Genomic DNA, 17,529 nt, shown 5'->3' with positions numbered 1-17,529 from the left:
TAACCACTTAACAATCATAACGTTACATTTCATTAACAACAAACTTTTCTGGATTGGCGTAAAGCTTGCGATTTAAACACCTATTCACGCTTCTCATGTTTCAACTTAACGCTGAGATATAGGGTATAAACCTAAAAAAGGAATAGAACGATGATCTACGCTCAACCCGGAAAAGAAGGATCAGTGGTCCAGTTTAAAGCACAGTACGACAACTACATTGGTGGAAAGTGGACCAAACCCACTCAGAATGAATACTTCGATAATATTTCCCCAGTAAACGGGAAGCCCTACTGTCAGGTCGCACGCTCAACCGCTGAAGACATCGAATTAGCGTTAGATGCTGCGCACCAAATCCGCTCGCAATGGGCAAATACCAGTGTGACGGAACGATCCAATATTTTGCTGAAGATTGCCGATCGTATTGAAGAAAACCTAGAAGCATTAGCCGTCGCAGAAACATGGGAAAATGGCAAACCCGTGCGGGAAACTTTAAACGCAGACTTACCCTTGGTCGTCGACCACTTCCGCTACTTTGCAGGGTGTATTCGTGCGCAAGAAGGAACGTCAGCTGAGTTGGATAAAGACACGGCGAGTTACCATTTTCCAGAACCTATTGGTGTGGTAGGACAAATCATTCCGTGGAACTTTCCTATGCTCATGGCCGCTTGGAAACTGGCTCCTGCAATGGCGGCTGGTTGTTGTGTTGTACTTAAACCCGCCGAGCAAACACCCACATCAATATTGCTTTTAATGGAAGTAATTGGCGATTTGATTCCACCAGGCGTGATCAACGTAGTAAACGGGTTTGGATCAGAGGCAGGTCAAGCCCTCGCCACCAGTAACCGTATCGCCAAACTGGCGTTCACTGGCTCAACCGAAGTCGGAAATCACATTCTCAAATGCGCGGCAGATAACTTGATTCCTTCAACCGTCGAATTAGGCGGAAAGTCGCCAAACATCTATTTTTCTGATGTCTTTGATTACGAAGACGAATATTTAGACAAATGTGTTGAAGGCATGTTGCTCGCTTTCTTCAACCAAGGTGAAGTGTGTACCTGCCCATCCCGTGTACTAATTCACGAATCCATCTACGACAAGTTCATCGAAAAAGCCACAGAACGCGCCAAAACGATTAAGCAAGGCAACCCTCTTGATACCGACACCCAAGTGGGCGCTCAAGCATCACTCGAGCAGTTTGAAAAAATCCTAAAATACATGGAGATTGGAAAACAAGAAGGGGCAGAAGTACTGATTGGCGGTAAGAGTTTGTCCCAAGAAGGTGACTTAGAAAGCGGGTACTACATCACACCTACTATGCTGAAAGGCAACAATAAAATGCGCGTATTCCAAGAAGAAATTTTTGGACCCGTCATCGCCATCACAACCTTCAAAGACGAAGAAGAAGCACTGGCCATCGCTAATGACACAGAATACGGGCTAGGGGCTGGAGTTTGGACGCGTGACACCAACTTGGCTTATCGAATGGGTAGAAACATTGAAGCGGGTCGTATATGGATTAATTGCTATCACGCGTACCCTGCTCACGCAGCGTTTGGTGGTTACAAAAAGTCGGGTATTGGTCGCGAAACCCACAAAATGATGCTCGATCATTACCAAAACACAAAAAACATGCTGGTGAGCTACAGCGTAAATCCACTTGGCTTTTTCTAGAACCTTTCCTCCTACTTATAGCGGTCATATATGACCGCTATTTCATAATATTCTCAATAAAGAGTCAGATCGGGATTTTTCTTACTCGTGCCACTTTTTCCATCTTATACTTCTGTTCTATAAGAATTTTATATTCACACTTTATAAAATAACGTGCGGTTTGCATGTTCATATCAGATGAATAAGTAATCACGTCAGTGCTGGGTTTTGACACATCATGGAAAAAAAGGACTTCAATGATACAACCATCAGTATGAGTGACATCAATACCATACTCTTACTCGATGGAAATGAGCTATTAGAGCAAACCTGTATGTTGCTCCATAAGAAGCTGAACTCGTTTTGTACTTGTATCGTCGAATTGAACGAAATCAATCGCGTTGCCGCAACCTTGGTCTATGTTCAAGAAGGCGATCTCATGGGCGATCTGGAGTACGACATTAAAAACACGCCTTGTGAACAAGCCACTAAGGCCGACAAAGAGTTCTGTTTCTATCCTGAACAAGCGTACAACCATTTCCCTAACGATCCTTTTTTAGTCGATCTTAAGCTTGAATCTTATCTGGGTTACCCGCTTAAAAATCAGCAAGGGAAAACGCTGGGCATTCTCATATCCACATTTAAAACCCCAGTTGATGATCCCAACCCCATCACTCATTACCATAAACTGTTCTCTAAAATAATTATTCACCAGTTGCGTGCCAAATGGTTGGTTGAACAAACCGATACCTTGCTTAATCAGCTAAGTGAACAAACCAAACGAGACAATCTGACCAAACTCTATAATCGTTTTTCTTTGTCGCATCATTTGAAACATTTGATGGAAAATGGTGGTAATACTTCTAGCCTTGTGTTGATTGATATTGATGGATTTAAAGAGATCAATGACTTATACGGCACGCACATTGCCGATAGAGTTTTATTGCATACAACCCAATCTATTCGACGCTGTTTTGAACAAGTCGACACTATTTATCGCATCGGTGGGGATGAATTTGCTGCCATATGCAGCAGTGAACACGTGGAAGTGTTCGCCCATTCGCTCGTCGATGTGCTCAACGCTGGATTCTGCTACGAAGCGTTTGTTCTCAACTTCTCGATTAGTATTGGCATCGTCAGCTTTGAAGATGCCGATAATGGTGACGACTTGCTGCTTAAGGCTAATCTTGCCTTGAAGCTATGTAAACAAAGCCAGAAGTGCGATCTCCAATTTTACGATAACCATCTGAGTGCCATGCACCTTCGACGCTCGCAAGTGATTGAAGCGCTGACACACGATCTGAGTTCGACCGTTGAAAACAGTGCACTCAGCGTTGCCTTACAACCTATCGTATTGTTAAACGGGGAAGCATGGCGCAAGTTTGAAGTACTGGCTCGCTGGAACGACCCAAAACTAGGCATCATCGCCCCCGATGAGTTCATCGAAGCCGCAGAACATACGGGTATGATCAGCAAACTGGGTGAAAGAGTTTTCGAACTCGCTTGTGAAGCAAAAGGATTTCTCGAAAACGCATTAGGGTATTCCATTGAACTCAGCGTGAACTGCTCGGCAAAAGAACTCGCTCAACCCAAGCAATATCTAACTCAGCTGTCTAAAAGTTTAGAGCGTTACCACTTTAGCGCCCATGAATTCACCATTGAGTTAACCGAGACAGTGCTCATGACTCAATCTGGTGATATTCGTTTGGCAATGAAAGGGTTACACGAGCAAGGCTTTAAAATTGCTTTGGATGATTTTGGAACGGGCTATTCCAGTTTGAACTACATTCATCGATACGATATCGACTGTATAAAGATAGACAAAACATTTGTGCAAAACATGCTCACCAATTTAAAGTCTGAGCGAATCGTCAAGTTGATTGTTGAACTGGCCAAACAGTTACAAGTGAATATCATTGCCGAGGGTGTCGAAACCGAATCAGAATTGAATAAGCTGGTAGAAATGGGGTGTTCATCGATTCAGGGGTACCTTTTCTCTTGCCCTCTATCACCACCACAATTATTGCAAAAAATTGAATACTTAAAACCCCGAAGCTGAATAAGCTTAGGGGGCTTTATTAGGCTTGTTTTCCATCCCACACACAGGGGATCATTTCACTGAACGTTCTCTAGTAGAAACGAGACAGTTGTCTTGTCCAAACGAATTAGGCACATACTTGTCTGCGTTCGCATCATTAACCCAATTTGAATCGTTCACAAGATACCGAAACTCAAATTCTTGGTCTTTCGGTAAACGGGTTTTGAATTTGAAGATCTTATCTTTTTTATTGCGCTTCATAGGCGCCGCTTTCCAATCAAGAAAATCCGCGACTATCGCTACAGAACTGGCTTCTTTCTCATCCAGCTCAAACGTTACTTCAACCTCATTCTTAGTCTTAAAAAACTTTTTGTTAATCACAACCAACTCCATACTATTTCGTGTTTTCTAATTTTAATAACTCAACCAGTTTCATAACGCAAGGCAACATGCATTTTTTTGTCGATGTTATAGATTTCTATGGTTTTGAGTCATTCGAATGAGAATTCGCTCAGTAAACCATCAAATTTGAGTGTAGATGGCGATCTTAAAAACGGAAACAAATGGGCAGAATTTTAAGTACATTACACGAATAAAACAGTATTGAAAGGCATTAACTTGAAGTGGAATCTATTTGTAATTTGAAACAACGTTGAGGATGTGCCAATACAGTTAGATTGAGATCTTATGTAAAACCAATTCGAATAAAGACAGTCTTTTTTTAGAGATTACGTTGATATGAATCTTTGATGTCAAAGGATTCAAGCAGTTACACAAACTTGATCCGAATAGGTTTGAAAGTGCGTGCAATTTCACATAAAACCAAACGTTCATCGATCGCAAAAAAATAGTTTACTGAGTAAATACCTTTTACTTCGAACCTTGATATGCTTAAGATGTTGCAATAGATCATATGAATAAGTCGAGGGCCAACAAAGTGGCAGACAATAAAAAACCTAAACCTTACGAAACTACTGCTGGAATTAGCTGGATCGCAACGCGACAAATGCAAAACCGAATTCAATTAGAAATCCAAAAGCTCTATAAAGAAATCAATGTAGAGCAGCTTCTTGTGTTAATGGAGCTGGATCATGAAGATGGCCTTCGCCCAAGCGTGTTAGCAGAAAGATTGCAGCGCAGTAAAGGCACAATGACCAGCTTAATCCGCCACGCAGAAAAAAATGAATACATCGCCTCGACCCCAGATCCAACGCATAAAAATGCCAAAAAGATCTTCCTTACGTTGAAAGGCAAAAAAGTTCACGACGAACTTTCAAAAATCATCAACAACGAGCTACAAGAAGCCGTTGCCCATGTCAGTGAAGAACACCAGCAGATCATTCATGACGCAATGAAAGGCATGGTCATGCGCTACAACCCAAGTATTTTCGAATACTGAGTCGTACAGTTTAAGCCTTACCAAGTAACGTAAAACGACTCGGTGTTAATGCTTTTCCAATGCCAGCATAACGCTGGCATTTTTTGTTTAACTTGATCTCGAGTTAAGAACGAGCCAAGCTCGCACTGTTATTGATTGACGAGCTCAACGGCTTCACGCGTTAATTTTGCTAACTCGTCCCATTTTCCTTCTTGAATCAGCTTTTTGTCTACCATCCAAGTTCCGCCACAAGCAATTACACGAGGTATTGCTAGATAGTCGTTGACGTTTTTCGTATTGATGCCACCTGTCGGCATTAATTCAATGTCGGTATAAGGTGCAAGAAGAGATTTCACCATATTGATGCCACCTGATGCTTCGGCAGGGAAAAACTTCAACGTTTTCAAACCCAATTCCAATGCCGCTTCAATCGCACTTGGGTTATTTACACCAGGTACGATTTCAATGCCTTCTTCTTGGCACGCTTTTACCGTGTTTGGGTTAAGACCTGGTGAAACAATAAATGAAGCGCCAGCTGCTTTTGCGGCTTTTACTTGCTCGGCATTCAATACCGTACCCGCTCCGATCAGCATGTCTGGTTGCGATTCTTTCAACAAGCGAATGGCTTCGACGGCAGCGTCTGAACGAAACGTGATTTCGGCTACTGGTAAGCCATTTTCTGCGAGCACTTTACCTAACTCGATAATGTCTTCAGCCTTGTCAATCGCTATGACAGGGACAACTTTTAACGCTTTTAACTGTTCACTAATGGTACTCACGGTGTCTCCTTAATTCTTCTTGGGGTTCTCTTCCCTAATGACAATATTACCGTTCATCGGGTATAAAATTTGGGTGTATCTTTTAGAGTCAGTGACCTAAAACTTCTAGTTTCAACCCATTAACTTAGCGACTAATTTGTGGCACTCTTGGGCACGATCGCGCCTTTATGCTGAATCACTTTTCCTGCAAGGATATTACCTTGCTTGCAACATTCAGCTAAGCACTCACCATTCAAGTAGGTAGCAAAGAAAGCACCGTTAAATGAGTCTCCTGCAGATGTGGTATCGACCACCTTTTGCACGGGGATAGTGGGTACTTCAATCGCGGATTGTTTATCGGAAAAATCCTGCACTAAACAGCCTTTTTCACCTAATCGCACCACGACAATACGAACACCGAGTGTTTCTAGCCTTTCAAACGTCTCTTCGGGTGTAGTATCTCCCCAAAGCGCTTGTTCGTCGTCGAAAGTGACCAGCGCAATATCTGTGGTTCTATAAACACTCAAGTAGGCCTGTTTTACGCTTTCTGTATCCTTCCAAAGTGCCGGACGGAAGTTGCTGTCAAACGCGACTTCTGAACCTGCCTGACGAAGCTCCTTCAACCACTGGTACAATTTTGGTTTGTCATCATCAGGCAAAATGGCAAGGCTGATTCCACTTAAAAACGTTACATCAGCCCCCATCGACGCTTCTTTCAAATCTGAAAAATTAGGGTGTTGAAGAAGGTACCTCGCCGCGGACTCATTACGCCAATACAAGAAGGTTCGCTCACCTTCGCTATCCAATTGAATAAGATAAGCACCAGGGACTCGGTTGGCATCTTCTAACACCCAATCCGTATTGATCCCTTCATCTTGCCAACGCTTCTTCAACCCATTACTTAACGCATCGGAACCCAAAGCTGTAAGATAGGTGACATCCACTTTAGTGGAGTACTTTTCCTGATGGCGGCTGGCATAAACCGCAGCATTAAGGGTGTCGCCTCCATAGGTTTGCCACATTGCACCAAATGGTTCGCCATTCAGCTCAATCATGCATTCACCTATGATTGAAATTCGTTTCATTTCCATTCCAGAACAAGCTTTAAATAATTTTTAAACCGTTATTTCATTTTATTACCAAAAAACATTCAAAAAAATACACAAACACTGTTTCAAAGATCTATGTTTCGTTTTTGGTACGAAAAACATCCTAAAATTTGATCCCGAGCACCATTCACAACGCGATGGAGAAAGACTCAGTGAACCGCACCAGTGGATCAAAATCGGCATCATTCATTGAATTAATTGGGGACTGTATTTTGCTTGCTTTCTATACTCAAACAATCAAAAGCAAGCACGCAGAAAAAAGCCAGCAAAACGCTGGCTTCTCTGTGTTTGTCTCTACTTATTGCTAATAACGCTTTACGGTTAGGCGTTACGACGCGCCTCTACGGCATCAGCAAGTTGGCGTAACACTTTTTCTGTGTCTTCCCAGCCAATGCATGCATCTGTAATGGATTGACCGTAAGTTGAGGCTTTACCATCCACTAGGTCTTGACGCCCCTCAACAAGGTGCGACTCAATCATGACACCAAACACTGCCTTTTCACCACCAGCAACTTGAGCGCAAACATCGTCTGCTACATTCATTTGGCGCTGGTATTGTTTCGAACTGTTCGCGTGGCTGAAATCAATCATCACTTTTTGAGGTAAGCCAGATGCTGCTAACTCATCTTTAATTTTCGCAACATGTTCCGCGCTGTAGTTTGGCTCTTTACCGCCTCGCAGAATGATATGGCAATCAGGGTTACCCGCTGTTTCCACAATGGCTGAATGACCGTACTTAGTCACCGATAAAAAGTGGTGTGATGCGCTTGCGCTTCGGATAGCGTCAGACGCAATCTTAATGTTGCCGTCTGTACCGTTTTTAAACCCAACCGGACAAGAAAGACCAGAAGACAGCTCACGGTGAACCTGAGATTCAGTTGTACGTGCACCAATCGCACCCCAACTGATTAAGTCTGCTATATATTGCGGCGTGATCATATCTAGGAATTCACTCGCAGTAGGCATACCCATATCTGTTAAATCCAACAAAAGCTTACGCCCGATACGCAATCCATCATTCAATTTAAACGTGTCGTTAAGGTATGGGTCATTGATTAACCCTTTCCACCCAACCGTGGTACGCGGTTTTTCGAAATAAACACGCATGACAATTTCAAGATTGCCTTTAAGTTCATCACGCAGTGTTTTTAGGCGTTTGCCATATTCCAGCGCCGCTTCCGTATCGTGAATTGAGCACGGACCAATGATGACTAAAAGTCTGTCGTCTTCATCTTCTAAAATGTTGTGAATCGCTGTACGCGCTTCAAAAGTGGTTGAAGATGCAACTTCTGTGGTCGGATACTTCTCTAACACTGCTACGGGGGGGAGCAGTTCTTTGACTTTATTAATTCGAACGTCGTCGGTTTGGTACATACTACATCTTCCTGTCTTTTTCTTATTTATACTGTGGAACGGCACAGTACACTTTGTTACAAAATCCTTAATAGTGTTAACTTATCTGCTAAAAATACGAACTTCAACGATTAATTTCACTCAAGCTATATTTTTTATCACTTTTCCTTTTTACTCAGTCACCTGACATGGATTGTGGTGATGTAATCATATGCTGCCATTACGTTACACATAAAAATAACGCATAAAAAGCAGCGCATAAAAAAACACCCGCAAGCTTGCGGGTGTTTTTTAAAAATCTATATTGCTTTGCTCAGGTTTGGCCTCCTAAGCAATCCCTATTTTATTTAGGAATAGGCATCACTCGATTTCGCCCAAGTCTCTTAGCTTCGTATAACTGAGTATCAGCGCGTTCTATCAAGCAATCTGGCGACTCGCCTTCTTGGAATTCAGCCACACCAAATGAAGATGTAATGCTATCAACCTGCTGACCACTGCGTTTGTCTTTCACACTAATTTTCTCAAAGCTGGATCGCACCGATTCAGCAAAGCGTATTGCTAGTCTTAGCTTCTTATCTGGGACGATAAATGCAAACTCTTCACCGCCGTAACGATAGGCCGCAATACCTTCTCGGCATGCCCCTCGTATGCGTTTAGCTATTGAGCGAATAACCGCATCGCCAAACACATGCCCATACTGATCATTAAAAGATTTGAAATGGTCTATATCAAGTATGATCAAACTGAACGCACTGTTGTTACGACAAAAAGAAGAAAGATCTTTATCAAACGCTCTGCGATTCAATAAGTTGGTCAAACCGTCATAAAGCGCATCTTGTTGGAATTCAGCAAGCTGAGATTTTAGCTCGCCAATTTCTTTACTTGCGACGTTAAGCTGGCTATTCAAAAACTGCGTTGTTGAGCGAATGTCCTTTGATTCCGTAATCAGATTTCGAACCAACCCCATGACCTCTTCAAACGACAGGCCTTCATCTTCCACTCTTGAAAGATTATCAAAACTTCTGTCCATCTGTTTTTGGAAGGTATTGGTGTTTGCCAAGGTGTCATTCATGGAATGAGACACTTCCGCAATCAGTTTTTCTAAACTTGTGCGAAGTTGCTGTACATCGGTTTCTTGCTTGCTGGCAACGTAGTTTCTGTATAACGCTTCCCCAGTCGCTGGCGGGCAAAGCCCACAGTCAGACACCACTTGATCCAGCTCTTTGTTGAGTTCAGGCAAGGAATTATCAACATACGTATACCACAAAGCATAGTTAGTCGGTGTAGTAGGAACTTGATTTTTGATCATCAAAGGAACGGCTTTTTTTAGGTTCTCAGATGCTTTTTGAATGTCTTTTTTACTCATGCGTTATCACTACTGTCGTGCGCCTTTGTCGTCGAAACAAGTATAGATCATTCTAGGCGCTATTTACTGATCGTCCAATAGCTAACATGAAACCATTTTTGCAATAAACTCAAGAAAAAGAAGTCAAAAGCGTGCCTCCAAGCACTGCGAAAAAGCCAGTATGAAGAAAAAGGCAGGGGGAATGACTAGCGATAACGAACCATATAAATAATGGGGTTAATTAAATTTTAGAGTAAATTGATACAAGGCTTTTCCAGACTCTTCCGCATGAAAGTGCCCGTTACCTTCTACCCCTTTTAGCTCACCGGTGCCAGAGTCGCGCACAACAACCATTTGGCTGCTGGCCACGCCTTTTTCAAACTTCCCGTTGTGTTGAACCACCATGCAACCCGCTTTACCATCAATGGTTCCGGTAATAATTTCATAACCTACAAACACAGCATGATCAGCAGTTTGATGGCACATGAGGTATTGAACTTCACCGCCACCTTCAATGCCACCTCGATAATTTTGGGTTACGGTTGCGAGCGATTGCTTGAATCCACCTTCACGTTGTACATAGGTGCTTTCGTCCCATGCTGTAATATGGAATTCACCGGAAAAAGATTTCATATAACACTCCTTGTCACTAGGGTATTTCCAATCCAATTTATCCTTGCCTCTTTTCGCTGGCGAGTGCATCTATAAGAAATATCTAAAAAAGAAGCCAATTCTTAAAAATAGGACAGCTCACCGTTTTTCTATCCGAATTAATTAAGCTTCGACCATGCTTGATAAAGACCTACAGCGTGCGTTAACCCAACCACCGTGCAGATAAGTGAACTCACCCACATAAAGGTTTGTTGTTCACGTAGCTCAATAAAATACGGGTGATGCACCATGTTAATCGCAACAATGCCAAAAATGCCTCGGGCTAAATAAACCGTTGTAATCCCAATCAACACCCATTTCGTTAGGGGTAATGGGATGATAAATCCAGCTGCCGACAATGCAGCCATGTAAGAACGCCGCAAAGAAGCTCATAATAGCCGCAGCCATTAAAACATTATTCATGGGGCTATCAGGCTCCTAACAAAGGTTTGTTTTTGAGTTTATGGTAATTTAGTGCAAGGTATAAGCAATGCTTCAGTGGGTGTTCTGCGAGTGGCTTATCTATGTGAAATTCAATGGCGCGATTGCCCTGATAAGTCATTTCATCACCATATAGCTCTCTAAATGTTTCAACCAGTTTGGTTTGGCAATGAAAGTAAACACAATAAAGCTCTGGTTCGCTCTGTTTCCAACCTAGCCTTATAGTACTGCCATGTCGTGATAAATAACTTGGCTCTCCCCATTTCAGGGTTTCTTCTATCTCCCCTAAGTTTTCCTCTGCTGCCACCTCGTACAACAAAACTCTTACCTGCATAAGTCGCTCTCGAATGGCTTCGGGGTAATGTTCAAAAACTTTACTCACATCCTGATTCATTACGTTCTCCTACGTCCGGCATCATGTTCACAAACTTTACCTTAAGCTAACCTAAAGTGGGCTGCTCTTATCTCCTTACAAACGCTTACACTGTTTAATATTTCAGCGTGTTAGCATGCGCGCCATCAATGACTAAGATATGTGATATTTATCGCATTGTGATGAAATTTTAGGTTATTTATGTCATCAACATTTTCGAATTACACTTCTGAAAACGGCGCGCTTGATACAGAAAGCCATCTGCAACGCTCAGAGTTGATTCAGCAAGATCTCACCGTAGGTTGTACCAGCGCAAGTGAAATGCAGGCGATTATGGGCATTGCGCAAACCATCATTCATCACAAAGAAGATCTGGTCTCGCACGTTTATGATTATTGCTCGCACAAGCTGGCATTTTCATTTTCTAAAGATGTTCTAGTGCTCAAGGAACGCGGCACAAAGAGGAACAACACATTTCATTTTGAGGATATTACGTCATGAAAAAGTTCTTTTCCGTTCTACTTGTCGCTTCTGCAATGTCTGGTTGTGTATCAACGAATCCAGAAGACTCTATTATTCCTACAATGGACAGCATTGCAGGTATCCCATTTGCAGAAGAAAACAAATGCGAAACCGCGTTAGATGAAATGTACATGCACGTTTATAACGACAGCCCAGCAATGGTATTCAGTGTTGGACAGCGTTTCGGTTTCACTAACGATCAAATCAATGATGCGATCAAAGTAGCGAACAACAACGAAGACAGAGAAGTCTACATGCACACCATGTCAGAAAAACTCTGCAAATAACTCCCTCTTATTCATTTCTTTCTTAGCCGCTCTTGTAGCGGCTTTTTTTGTACTATTCTTCGGAAGATCACACCGCCCTAGTGAACGGCATCGATTGTTTATTCGTAATACTGGAAGGATACCAATTTAAATTGCGTACAATCTATTTACTTTTTAGTTGAGCACAATTAATATGCTTACAAAATAAACATTGCGCACAATCTAAATTCAAAATACCGCCTAAATTCAAAATATCGAGGATTTTATGTTTGCTGAACTTTTTTCCCAGTACTCTTTCACACTATGGGGCTTGTGGTTGATTCTATTCACTGTATTAGTTCAAGCCATTGTTGCTTCTGTTGCTCACCGCAAACAATCACACTATGTCCCTGGAATTGTAGACAGCCAACTGAGCCACGAATCTTTTGTATTTCGAAGCCATCGCACCCATCAAAACTCGCTCGATAACGTTGCTGTATTTGTTCTCCCTGCAATTTTGGGAATTTTCGCTGGTATGTCTTCAACAACACTGGCAGTTTTCGTTTGGATTTACGCCATCGCGCGCCTGATTCACATGGTGCTGTACTACGTAATTGCAACAGAACGTAACCCTAGCCCACGCAGTTATTTCTATATGATTGGTTTTATTGCAAATCTAGGATTGTTCATCGCATTAGCATTGAACGGCTTCTAACAAGCGCGTATAAATTTTGCTACTCTCTGCTTGCTTTCATATGGAAGGAGAAGAAAGTGCGATCAGAATTTATTGAAGGACAAGTCCGTTTTCGTCCTCACACCTTTGAGTTGCCATTGGACTATCAACAGCCCAATGGCGACACTATTTCCGTTTTTGCCAGAGAACTGGTCGACATCAATAAAGACAGCGAATCACTGCCGTGGTTGGTGTATTTTCAAGGCGGTCCTGGCTTTGCCTCACCAAGGGTGGATGGCAGTTCAGGTTGGGTGAAGCGCGCACTTCAGCAATTTCGTGTTTTACTGCTAGACCAACGCGGCACTGGCAATAGCAGCGTCATTACGTTTCAAACCTTAGAAGGTCAAAGTCCAGATCAGCAAGCACAATATCTAAGCCATTTCAGAGCAGACAACATCGTTCGTGATGCTGAAGCGATTCGTGAGCAATTTGGTGTTGAGCGCTGGAGTATTATTGGACAAAGTTTTGGTGGTTTCTGCTCTCTGACCTATCTGTCTATGTTTCCAGAAAAACTAGAACGTTCTTTAATAACGGGTGGCGTTCCTTCACTCGTTCGCCACGCTGACGATGTTTATCGAGCAACATACAAGCGTGTGACAGATAAAAACAACGCATTTTTTGCGCAGTTCCCAGCAGCGCAGGCTCAATGCCAGAAAATCGCAGACTTCATTCTAAACAATGATGTGACCTTGCCAAATGGTCAGAAATTCTCAGTAGAACAATTCCAGTTAATTGGCGCCAACCTTGGCCGAAGTGGTGCTAACACGCCAATGTATTACTTACTGGAAAATGCCTTTGTCACGGTAAATGGTGAAGAAACACTGAGCTTTGGCTTTTTGAATGCCATGCTTCAAGAACAGATTTACCACACTAACCCGATTTACGCTTTGTTGCATGAATCTATCTACAACCAAAATGAAGCCTCTTCTTGGTCAGCACACCGTGTGAGAGATGAATACCCTGAATTCCACTACAACATCGGCAAACCATTCTTGTTTACCGGTGAAATGGTGTACCCATGGATGTTCGACCAATTCCAAGGTTTACAGCCACTCAAACAAGCCGCAGATTTGTTGGCAGAGAAAACAAGCTGGGGCAGCCTGTACGATGTAGAAAAACTGGCGAGTAATTCTGTACCCGTCGCATGCGCTGTGTACGCAGACGACATGTACGTCGAAATGGATTACAGCCGAGAGACTCTGGCTGGCATTCCAAACAGCAAAGCGTGGATCACCAACGAATACGAGCACAACGGTATCGGCGTTGATGGTGAACGCATTCTCGATAAGCTGATTGAAATGACCGACGCAATCGCCAACTTACCTCCGGCTACTTCAGCAACTTCGAGTAGCTAAAATGAAAAACCTCCCGGCTGGGAGGTTTTCTTTATTTGATGAACCGTGTCGGTTTCACTTTGATGAGTTTTTCGACCTGTTCACTCGGTGTTTCAGAGAGTGGCTGTGAAGAGGAATGAGCGAGATAACGAACCACAACGGATTCACTCACGTCAAATGGTTCATCCGTCGCGACATCGACGTTCTGCGCCCGATCCGCAATGAAGATATAATCCAATTGCTCAACCACTTTTTCGTTGTGCTTCAACCGGAATAAACCCAAATAGTGGAAAACGCCCGTACCTTGGGTCGTTACGGCGTAGGGCGCGACAAATGTCATCGCTTCTGATGGATTACCATAGTTCAACGGGGTAATTTTAAAAAAGTTTAATACGACTTCACCACGTTGCCCATCAACCGAGTAAAAACCTTTAGCTCTCGAATTTTCAAGTTCACCAATCACTTGGCTTAAGTGCGCTTTAGACAAGCTTTCAGGCACACTCACCAACCAAGGCTGTGCATCTTTAAGCGCAAACAACTTGTGCATCACTGTATCGGTTTCGTCAGCTTGCTCCGTTTTTACGGTTACACCTCGCTTTGCATAGATTTCTTCATCCGTTAGGCTAAACCGATAAACAGCAGCAATAATAACAACGACCAAAAGCACAATAGGGATCAGAAGAACCAAAGGGATCGGCAATAATTTTTTCGACATGAAGGTACCCAGAATTGACAAATACTAAGCGCCAGTGGGCACTCTATACTGGCCGACATTTTACCCTGAAATGCTGCGCACATTTAATGATTTAACTCTTTAATTTCCACTTTTTGTTTATGCACTGTCATTAAGCGAGCTTGATCGACCGAATACCAAGCTTGGCGCTCGCTATCTAATGGCTCAGAAGCAACCACAATGCCATTTTCCATCATCTTATAAAAGAGTGTTGGCGCGTGATCATCCGAAGCATACCGAAACGCCCAAATCGTCTCACCATCCGACCAACTCGCGCTGATCCGAAGCGGTTCCTCTATTTTTTCGTCTAGCATCAGTGACTCTATTAGCACCAAGGTTTTTTCTATTGCGGCACTGGGCTCACCTTCCATCAACCCATTTGCAATCAACAGCAAAAATAGTAATTCACTGTCCGTCTGCCCTTGCCTACATCCATAAAGAGATTTAGGGATTAAGCGCTCAATGTGCCAACGCAGTTCAGTGTAACCACCAATTTGACCGTTGTGCATGAATAGCCAGTTTTTATATCGAAATGGATGGCAGTTAGTACGTGCCGTTTGTGTACCAGTTGAAGCACGAACATGAGCAAAAAACAGTGGGGATAGGATGTGTTCCGACAAGCTTTTTAAATTGCAATCACTCCAAGCTGGCAGTACTTCTCGGTACAAACCAGGGTCATCTTTTACGCCATACCAGCCGACACCAAATCCATCCGCATTAATTGCAGTAATGGATTTCCTTGCACTCATACTTTGCTGTACCAACGAATATTCTGGTGCAAAGATTAAGTCAGACAGGTACGTTTCTTTTCCTTGATAAGCTAGCCAGCGGCACATGTTTACTCCTAGATCGAACTTGGTAAGTTAAATTATTCTCCTCATAAACATCTTAGTAGATATCAGTATCTACTGTCTTTAAACGAAGTAGCAAAACCTACTTAAAATCGCATTAATGAGGTAAGAGCATGTCCAATGTATTGCTGTGCGTGCTCTTTAAATGCTCGGGCTTTTGCTCCCAATAATCGTCCGCTTGGCCATATCAAATACAAATCGCGCTGTGGTCCTAGCCAATCAGCCAGTGGCGTACACAGCTCACCACTACGTAGGAGATGATGCACTTCAGTTACAGGCAACAAAGCCAGCCCAAGCCCATCACGAGCAAACTGGCTGGCAAGATTAATGTCGTCCACCTTTAAAGACGAGTTTTGGCGGATAGTCGCCAATTCCCCCGTCCTTTTGTTTTTAAACTTCCAGACGGGTAAATGAGCCACTGTAATGCAGCGATGATGATAGAGATCGTCGAGATCATTAAGCGGTGCGCTTTCGGCTAAGTAACTCGGTGACGCCACCAGCAATGTTGAGACCGTTCCAGATTTAACCTGATAGAGTCTCGAATCTTTTTGAGGACCAGCACGCAAGGCAATGTCGGCTTGTTCTTCGATAATGTCTTTGTTGTCGTTGTTCAGCTTCAGATCCAACAGGATATCTGGGTATTTTTTAGCAAACTCCGTCCACATAGGTTGAATAAAACCTATCGAAATATTGGTTGGAGCCAATACGGTTAATGAACCATTCATTGATTCAAGTTCATGGCTCAACCCTCGTGTTTTCACCTCAAATTCAGAGACTAAATCTGAAAAGGACTGGTAATACACGTCACCTTCCGCCGTTAACCGAAACTGACGTGCGGATCGATGAATCAGCTGGCAGCCTACATGCTCCTCCAATTTTTTAAGCCGACGCGTCACGGTAGCTGGAGGAATGTTCAAAACTTTAGAAGCGCCCACAAGCCCTTGTGCTCTAACAATGTGAATAAACAAAGCAATATCATCAAGCATGATTTCATTTTTGGAATTGGTGATTCATTTTTTAACCATATTCATCTTTTATGGAATTATCTACTCTTTTATTGGTATTCAAACCAGTAAGGGAAAAGCATGAAAACACTATGCATAAGTGCAGGGCTATCACTTTCCAGTGATGCACCAAGAGAGTATGTTTTAGAAGAAGCACGTAAGCTTGTGGCTGCCACTATCAATGAGCCCGGCTGTCAGCATTTTGAGCTTCTGGAACATAAAGATGAAACAAACAAGTTCACCTTATGGGAGCGCTGGGACAGCGAAGAGGATTTAAAAAATCATTTCGAGCAACCCCATACAAAAGCCTTTTTAGAAAAGAACCTCACTCAGGTTGATTACATCGAAAAGCTTTACTCGTTGTCGAAGTAAGGAGGCAAAGATGAAACATCGAATTATTTTTGGTTTGCTGATGTCCTTGGTGTTATCGAGCATGATGACGTTTTGGGTAACGTGGCTCAACCTAGGGTTTCAAGAACAATTTCTTACCTCATGGAGAACCGCGTTTCTTTTGGCTTGGCCTGCCGCCGCTGCCATATCAATTGCACTGGGTCCTAGGATTCAATCACTGACTCAAAAGCTATCCAACCATCCGTTCAGTAAAGGAGGACAAAATGCCTAACTCAAAGCTTATTCGCCATCATTATCCAAAGCTAGGGGATGCTGTCGGCCCTTATGTCCATGCCATTGAGCATAACCAAACCCTTTACACCTCAGGATTCACCGCGTTTGGCAGTGCAGCGCAAACTGGAAATGTTGGGCTCCAGCTGAAGGATATTTTCCGGCAGCTTTCCATCATTGCTGAACAACACCAATCGAGTTTGGATAGCTTGATCAAAGTTACGATCTTTATTACTGACTTAAAGGATTTACCTCTCGCACGTGAAACACTAGCGGACGTTTATGGCGGTCAGCTCCCTGCAAGTTCACTAGTTATAGTGGCAGGGTTGTTTCACCCAGATCTGAACGTTGAGGTAGAAGCAACGATAGCCATTTAAGCGATAGACAGCC

The 17,529-nt window shown here is 43.0% G+C and carries 21 protein-coding genes; 10 read left to right on the top strand and 11 right to left on the bottom strand.

Annotated features, from left to right (window positions below; genetic code table 11):
* Positions 1-150 precede the first annotated feature (150 nt).
* Both exaC and Q8W40_RS10885 read left to right on the top strand, forming a co-directional pair.
* On the top strand, positions 151-1,671 hold the full coding sequence (gene exaC, locus Q8W40_RS10890) for an acetaldehyde dehydrogenase ExaC (RefSeq protein WP_305397167.1): 1,521 nt from the start codon (positions 151-153) through the stop codon (positions 1,669-1,671).
* A 217-nt stretch (positions 1,672-1,888) separates the two neighbouring features.
* Positions 1,889-3,709: a putative bifunctional diguanylate cyclase/phosphodiesterase gene (locus tag Q8W40_RS10885; protein WP_305397166.1), complete on the top strand. Its 1,821-nt coding sequence runs from the start codon at positions 1,889-1,891 to the stop codon at positions 3,707-3,709.
* 51 nt (positions 3,710-3,760) lie between these two features.
* Here Q8W40_RS10885 and Q8W40_RS10880 read toward each other — a convergent pair whose 3' ends face one another.
* Positions 3,761-4,069 (bottom strand): isoamylase early set domain-containing protein, encoded by a 309-nt coding sequence (locus tag Q8W40_RS10880; protein ID WP_305397165.1) that lies wholly within the window; start codon positions 4,067-4,069, stop codon positions 3,761-3,763.
* Between the two features lie 532 nt (positions 4,070-4,601).
* Between Q8W40_RS10880 and Q8W40_RS10875 the strand changes: the two genes are divergently transcribed.
* Positions 4,602-5,087, top strand: coding sequence for a MarR family winged helix-turn-helix transcriptional regulator (locus tag Q8W40_RS10875; protein WP_305397164.1), 486 nt, complete (start codon positions 4,602-4,604; stop codon positions 5,085-5,087).
* A gap of 128 nt (positions 5,088-5,215) precedes the next feature.
* Here Q8W40_RS10875 and Q8W40_RS10870 read toward each other — a convergent pair whose 3' ends face one another.
* From Q8W40_RS10870 to Q8W40_RS10840, 7 genes are all read right to left on the bottom strand, one after another.
* Entirely contained in the window at positions 5,216-5,845 is a 630-nt protein-coding gene (locus tag Q8W40_RS10870) for a bifunctional 4-hydroxy-2-oxoglutarate aldolase/2-dehydro-3-deoxy-phosphogluconate aldolase (RefSeq protein ID WP_305397163.1), read from the bottom strand.
* Between the two features lie 131 nt (positions 5,846-5,976).
* A complete protein-coding gene (locus Q8W40_RS10865) occupies positions 5,977-6,909 on the bottom strand; it encodes a sugar kinase (RefSeq protein ID WP_305397162.1) in 933 nt (310 codons plus the stop codon).
* 345 nt (positions 6,910-7,254) lie between these two features.
* The gene (gene aroG / locus Q8W40_RS10860; RefSeq protein WP_305397161.1) at positions 7,255-8,307 is read right to left on the bottom strand and encodes a 3-deoxy-7-phosphoheptulonate synthase AroG; all 1,053 of its coding nucleotides are present in this window, start codon (positions 8,305-8,307) and stop codon (positions 7,255-7,257) included.
* Positions 8,308-8,629: 322 nt separating this feature from the next.
* On the bottom strand, positions 8,630-9,652 hold the full coding sequence (locus Q8W40_RS10855) for a GGDEF domain-containing protein (RefSeq protein WP_305397160.1): 1,023 nt from the start codon (positions 9,650-9,652) through the stop codon (positions 8,630-8,632).
* Between the two features lie 216 nt (positions 9,653-9,868).
* Complete coding sequence (locus Q8W40_RS10850) at positions 9,869-10,264, bottom strand: DUF3224 domain-containing protein (protein ID WP_305397159.1); 396 nt, start codon at positions 10,262-10,264, stop codon at positions 9,869-9,871.
* A 137-nt stretch (positions 10,265-10,401) separates the two neighbouring features.
* Positions 10,402-10,665: a hypothetical protein gene (locus tag Q8W40_RS10845; RefSeq protein WP_305397158.1), complete on the bottom strand. Its 264-nt coding sequence runs from the start codon at positions 10,663-10,665 to the stop codon at positions 10,402-10,404.
* 47 nt (positions 10,666-10,712) lie between these two features.
* Complete coding sequence (locus tag Q8W40_RS10840) at positions 10,713-11,117, bottom strand: DUF1801 domain-containing protein (RefSeq protein ID WP_305397157.1); 405 nt, start codon at positions 11,115-11,117, stop codon at positions 10,713-10,715.
* A gap of 180 nt (positions 11,118-11,297) precedes the next feature.
* Between Q8W40_RS10840 and Q8W40_RS10835 the strand changes: the two genes are divergently transcribed.
* The 4 genes from Q8W40_RS10835 to Q8W40_RS10820 all read left to right on the top strand — a co-directional run bounded on the left by Q8W40_RS10835 (position 11,298) and on the right by Q8W40_RS10820 (position 13,951).
* Entirely contained in the window at positions 11,298-11,597 is a 300-nt protein-coding gene (locus tag Q8W40_RS10835; RefSeq protein ID WP_305397156.1) for a hypothetical protein, read from the top strand.
* On the top strand, positions 11,594-11,905 hold the full coding sequence (locus tag Q8W40_RS10830) for a hypothetical protein (protein WP_126608456.1): 312 nt from the start codon (positions 11,594-11,596) through the stop codon (positions 11,903-11,905). Before Q8W40_RS10835 ends, Q8W40_RS10830 begins: the two co-directional genes overlap by 4 nt.
* A 244-nt stretch (positions 11,906-12,149) precedes the next feature.
* Positions 12,150-12,578: an MAPEG family protein gene (locus tag Q8W40_RS10825; protein WP_305397155.1), complete on the top strand. Its 429-nt coding sequence runs from the start codon at positions 12,150-12,152 to the stop codon at positions 12,576-12,578.
* Positions 12,579-12,634: 56 nt separating this feature from the next.
* A complete protein-coding gene (locus tag Q8W40_RS10820) occupies positions 12,635-13,951 on the top strand; it encodes an alpha/beta fold hydrolase (protein WP_305397154.1) in 1,317 nt (438 codons plus the stop codon).
* A 31-nt stretch (positions 13,952-13,982) separates the two neighbouring features.
* On the opposite strand, the gene Q8W40_RS10815 is transcribed toward Q8W40_RS10820, so the two are convergent.
* From Q8W40_RS10815 to Q8W40_RS10805, 3 genes are all read right to left on the bottom strand, one after another.
* Positions 13,983-14,645 carry a hypothetical protein gene (locus Q8W40_RS10815; protein ID WP_305397153.1) on the bottom strand — a complete coding sequence of 221 codons (663 nt, stop codon included), beginning with the start codon at positions 14,643-14,645 and terminating at the stop codon, positions 13,983-13,985.
* Positions 14,646-14,728: 83 nt separating this feature from the next.
* Entirely contained in the window at positions 14,729-15,499 is a 771-nt protein-coding gene (locus Q8W40_RS10810; RefSeq protein WP_305397152.1) for a class II glutamine amidotransferase, read from the bottom strand.
* Between the two features lie 101 nt (positions 15,500-15,600).
* Positions 15,601-16,500, bottom strand: coding sequence for a LysR family transcriptional regulator (locus Q8W40_RS10805; protein WP_305397151.1), 900 nt, complete (start codon positions 16,498-16,500; stop codon positions 15,601-15,603).
* 99 nt (positions 16,501-16,599) lie between these two features.
* On the opposite strand from Q8W40_RS10805, the gene Q8W40_RS10800 reads away from it, so the two are divergent.
* Genes Q8W40_RS10800 through Q8W40_RS10790 form a run of 3 tightly spaced genes read left to right on the top strand, consistent with a single transcriptional unit; the run spans position 16,600 to position 17,516 of the window.
* Entirely contained in the window at positions 16,600-16,890 is a 291-nt protein-coding gene (locus Q8W40_RS10800) for a putative quinol monooxygenase (protein WP_305397150.1), read from the top strand.
* Between the two features lie 10 nt (positions 16,891-16,900).
* The gene (locus tag Q8W40_RS10795) at positions 16,901-17,140 is read left to right on the top strand and encodes a DUF2798 domain-containing protein (RefSeq protein WP_305397149.1); all 240 of its coding nucleotides are present in this window, start codon (positions 16,901-16,903) and stop codon (positions 17,138-17,140) included.
* Positions 17,133-17,516, top strand: a complete 384-nt coding sequence (locus tag Q8W40_RS10790) for a RidA family protein (protein WP_305397148.1) — start codon at positions 17,133-17,135, stop codon at positions 17,514-17,516. The genes Q8W40_RS10795 and Q8W40_RS10790 overlap by 8 nt, the downstream gene beginning before the upstream one ends.
* The last annotated feature ends 13 nt before the right edge of the window (positions 17,517-17,529 follow it).

This window comes from Vibrio penaeicida (assembly GCF_030689305.1).
Classification (GTDB): domain Bacteria; phylum Pseudomonadota; class Gammaproteobacteria; order Enterobacterales; family Vibrionaceae; genus Vibrio; species Vibrio penaeicida_B.
This window is presented reverse-complemented; position numbering and strand designations above follow the sequence as displayed.

Coding starts and splice junctions, on each gene's coding strand:
- Q8W40_RS10840 (WP_305397157.1), bottom strand. CDS start 11,117: ATGAATCAGGATGTGAGTAAAGTTTTTGAACATTACCCCGAAGCCATT.
- Q8W40_RS10795 (WP_305397149.1), top strand. CDS start 16,901: ATGAAACATCGAATTATTTTTGGTTTGCTGATGTCCTTGGTGTTATCG.
- Q8W40_RS10805 (WP_305397151.1), bottom strand. CDS start 16,500: ATGCTTGATGATATTGCTTTGTTTATTCACATTGTTAGAGCACAAGGG.
- Q8W40_RS10885 (WP_305397166.1), top strand. CDS start 1,889: ATGGAAAAAAAGGACTTCAATGATACAACCATCAGTATGAGTGACATC.
- Q8W40_RS10835 (WP_305397156.1), top strand. CDS start 11,298: ATGTCATCAACATTTTCGAATTACACTTCTGAAAACGGCGCGCTTGAT.
- Q8W40_RS10850 (WP_305397159.1), bottom strand. CDS start 10,264: ATGAAATCTTTTTCCGGTGAATTCCATATTACAGCATGGGACGAAAGC.
- Q8W40_RS10875 (WP_305397164.1), top strand. CDS start 4,602: ATGAATAAGTCGAGGGCCAACAAAGTGGCAGACAATAAAAAACCTAAA.
- Q8W40_RS10830 (WP_126608456.1), top strand. CDS start 11,594: ATGAAAAAGTTCTTTTCCGTTCTACTTGTCGCTTCTGCAATGTCTGGT.
- Q8W40_RS10865 (WP_305397162.1), bottom strand. CDS start 6,909: ATGAAACGAATTTCAATCATAGGTGAATGCATGATTGAGCTGAATGGC.
- Q8W40_RS10855 (WP_305397160.1), bottom strand. CDS start 9,652: ATGAGTAAAAAAGACATTCAAAAAGCATCTGAGAACCTAAAAAAAGCC.
- Q8W40_RS10815 (WP_305397153.1), bottom strand. CDS start 14,645: ATGTCGAAAAAATTATTGCCGATCCCTTTGGTTCTTCTGATCCCTATT.
- Q8W40_RS10810 (WP_305397152.1), bottom strand. CDS start 15,499: ATGTGCCGCTGGCTAGCTTATCAAGGAAAAGAAACGTACCTGTCTGAC.
- Q8W40_RS10825 (WP_305397155.1), top strand. CDS start 12,150: ATGTTTGCTGAACTTTTTTCCCAGTACTCTTTCACACTATGGGGCTTG.
- exaC (WP_305397167.1), top strand. CDS start 151: ATGATCTACGCTCAACCCGGAAAAGAAGGATCAGTGGTCCAGTTTAAA.
- aroG (WP_305397161.1), bottom strand. CDS start 8,307: ATGTACCAAACCGACGACGTTCGAATTAATAAAGTCAAAGAACTGCTC.
- Q8W40_RS10790 (WP_305397148.1), top strand. CDS start 17,133: ATGCCTAACTCAAAGCTTATTCGCCATCATTATCCAAAGCTAGGGGAT.
- Q8W40_RS10800 (WP_305397150.1), top strand. CDS start 16,600: ATGAAAACACTATGCATAAGTGCAGGGCTATCACTTTCCAGTGATGCA.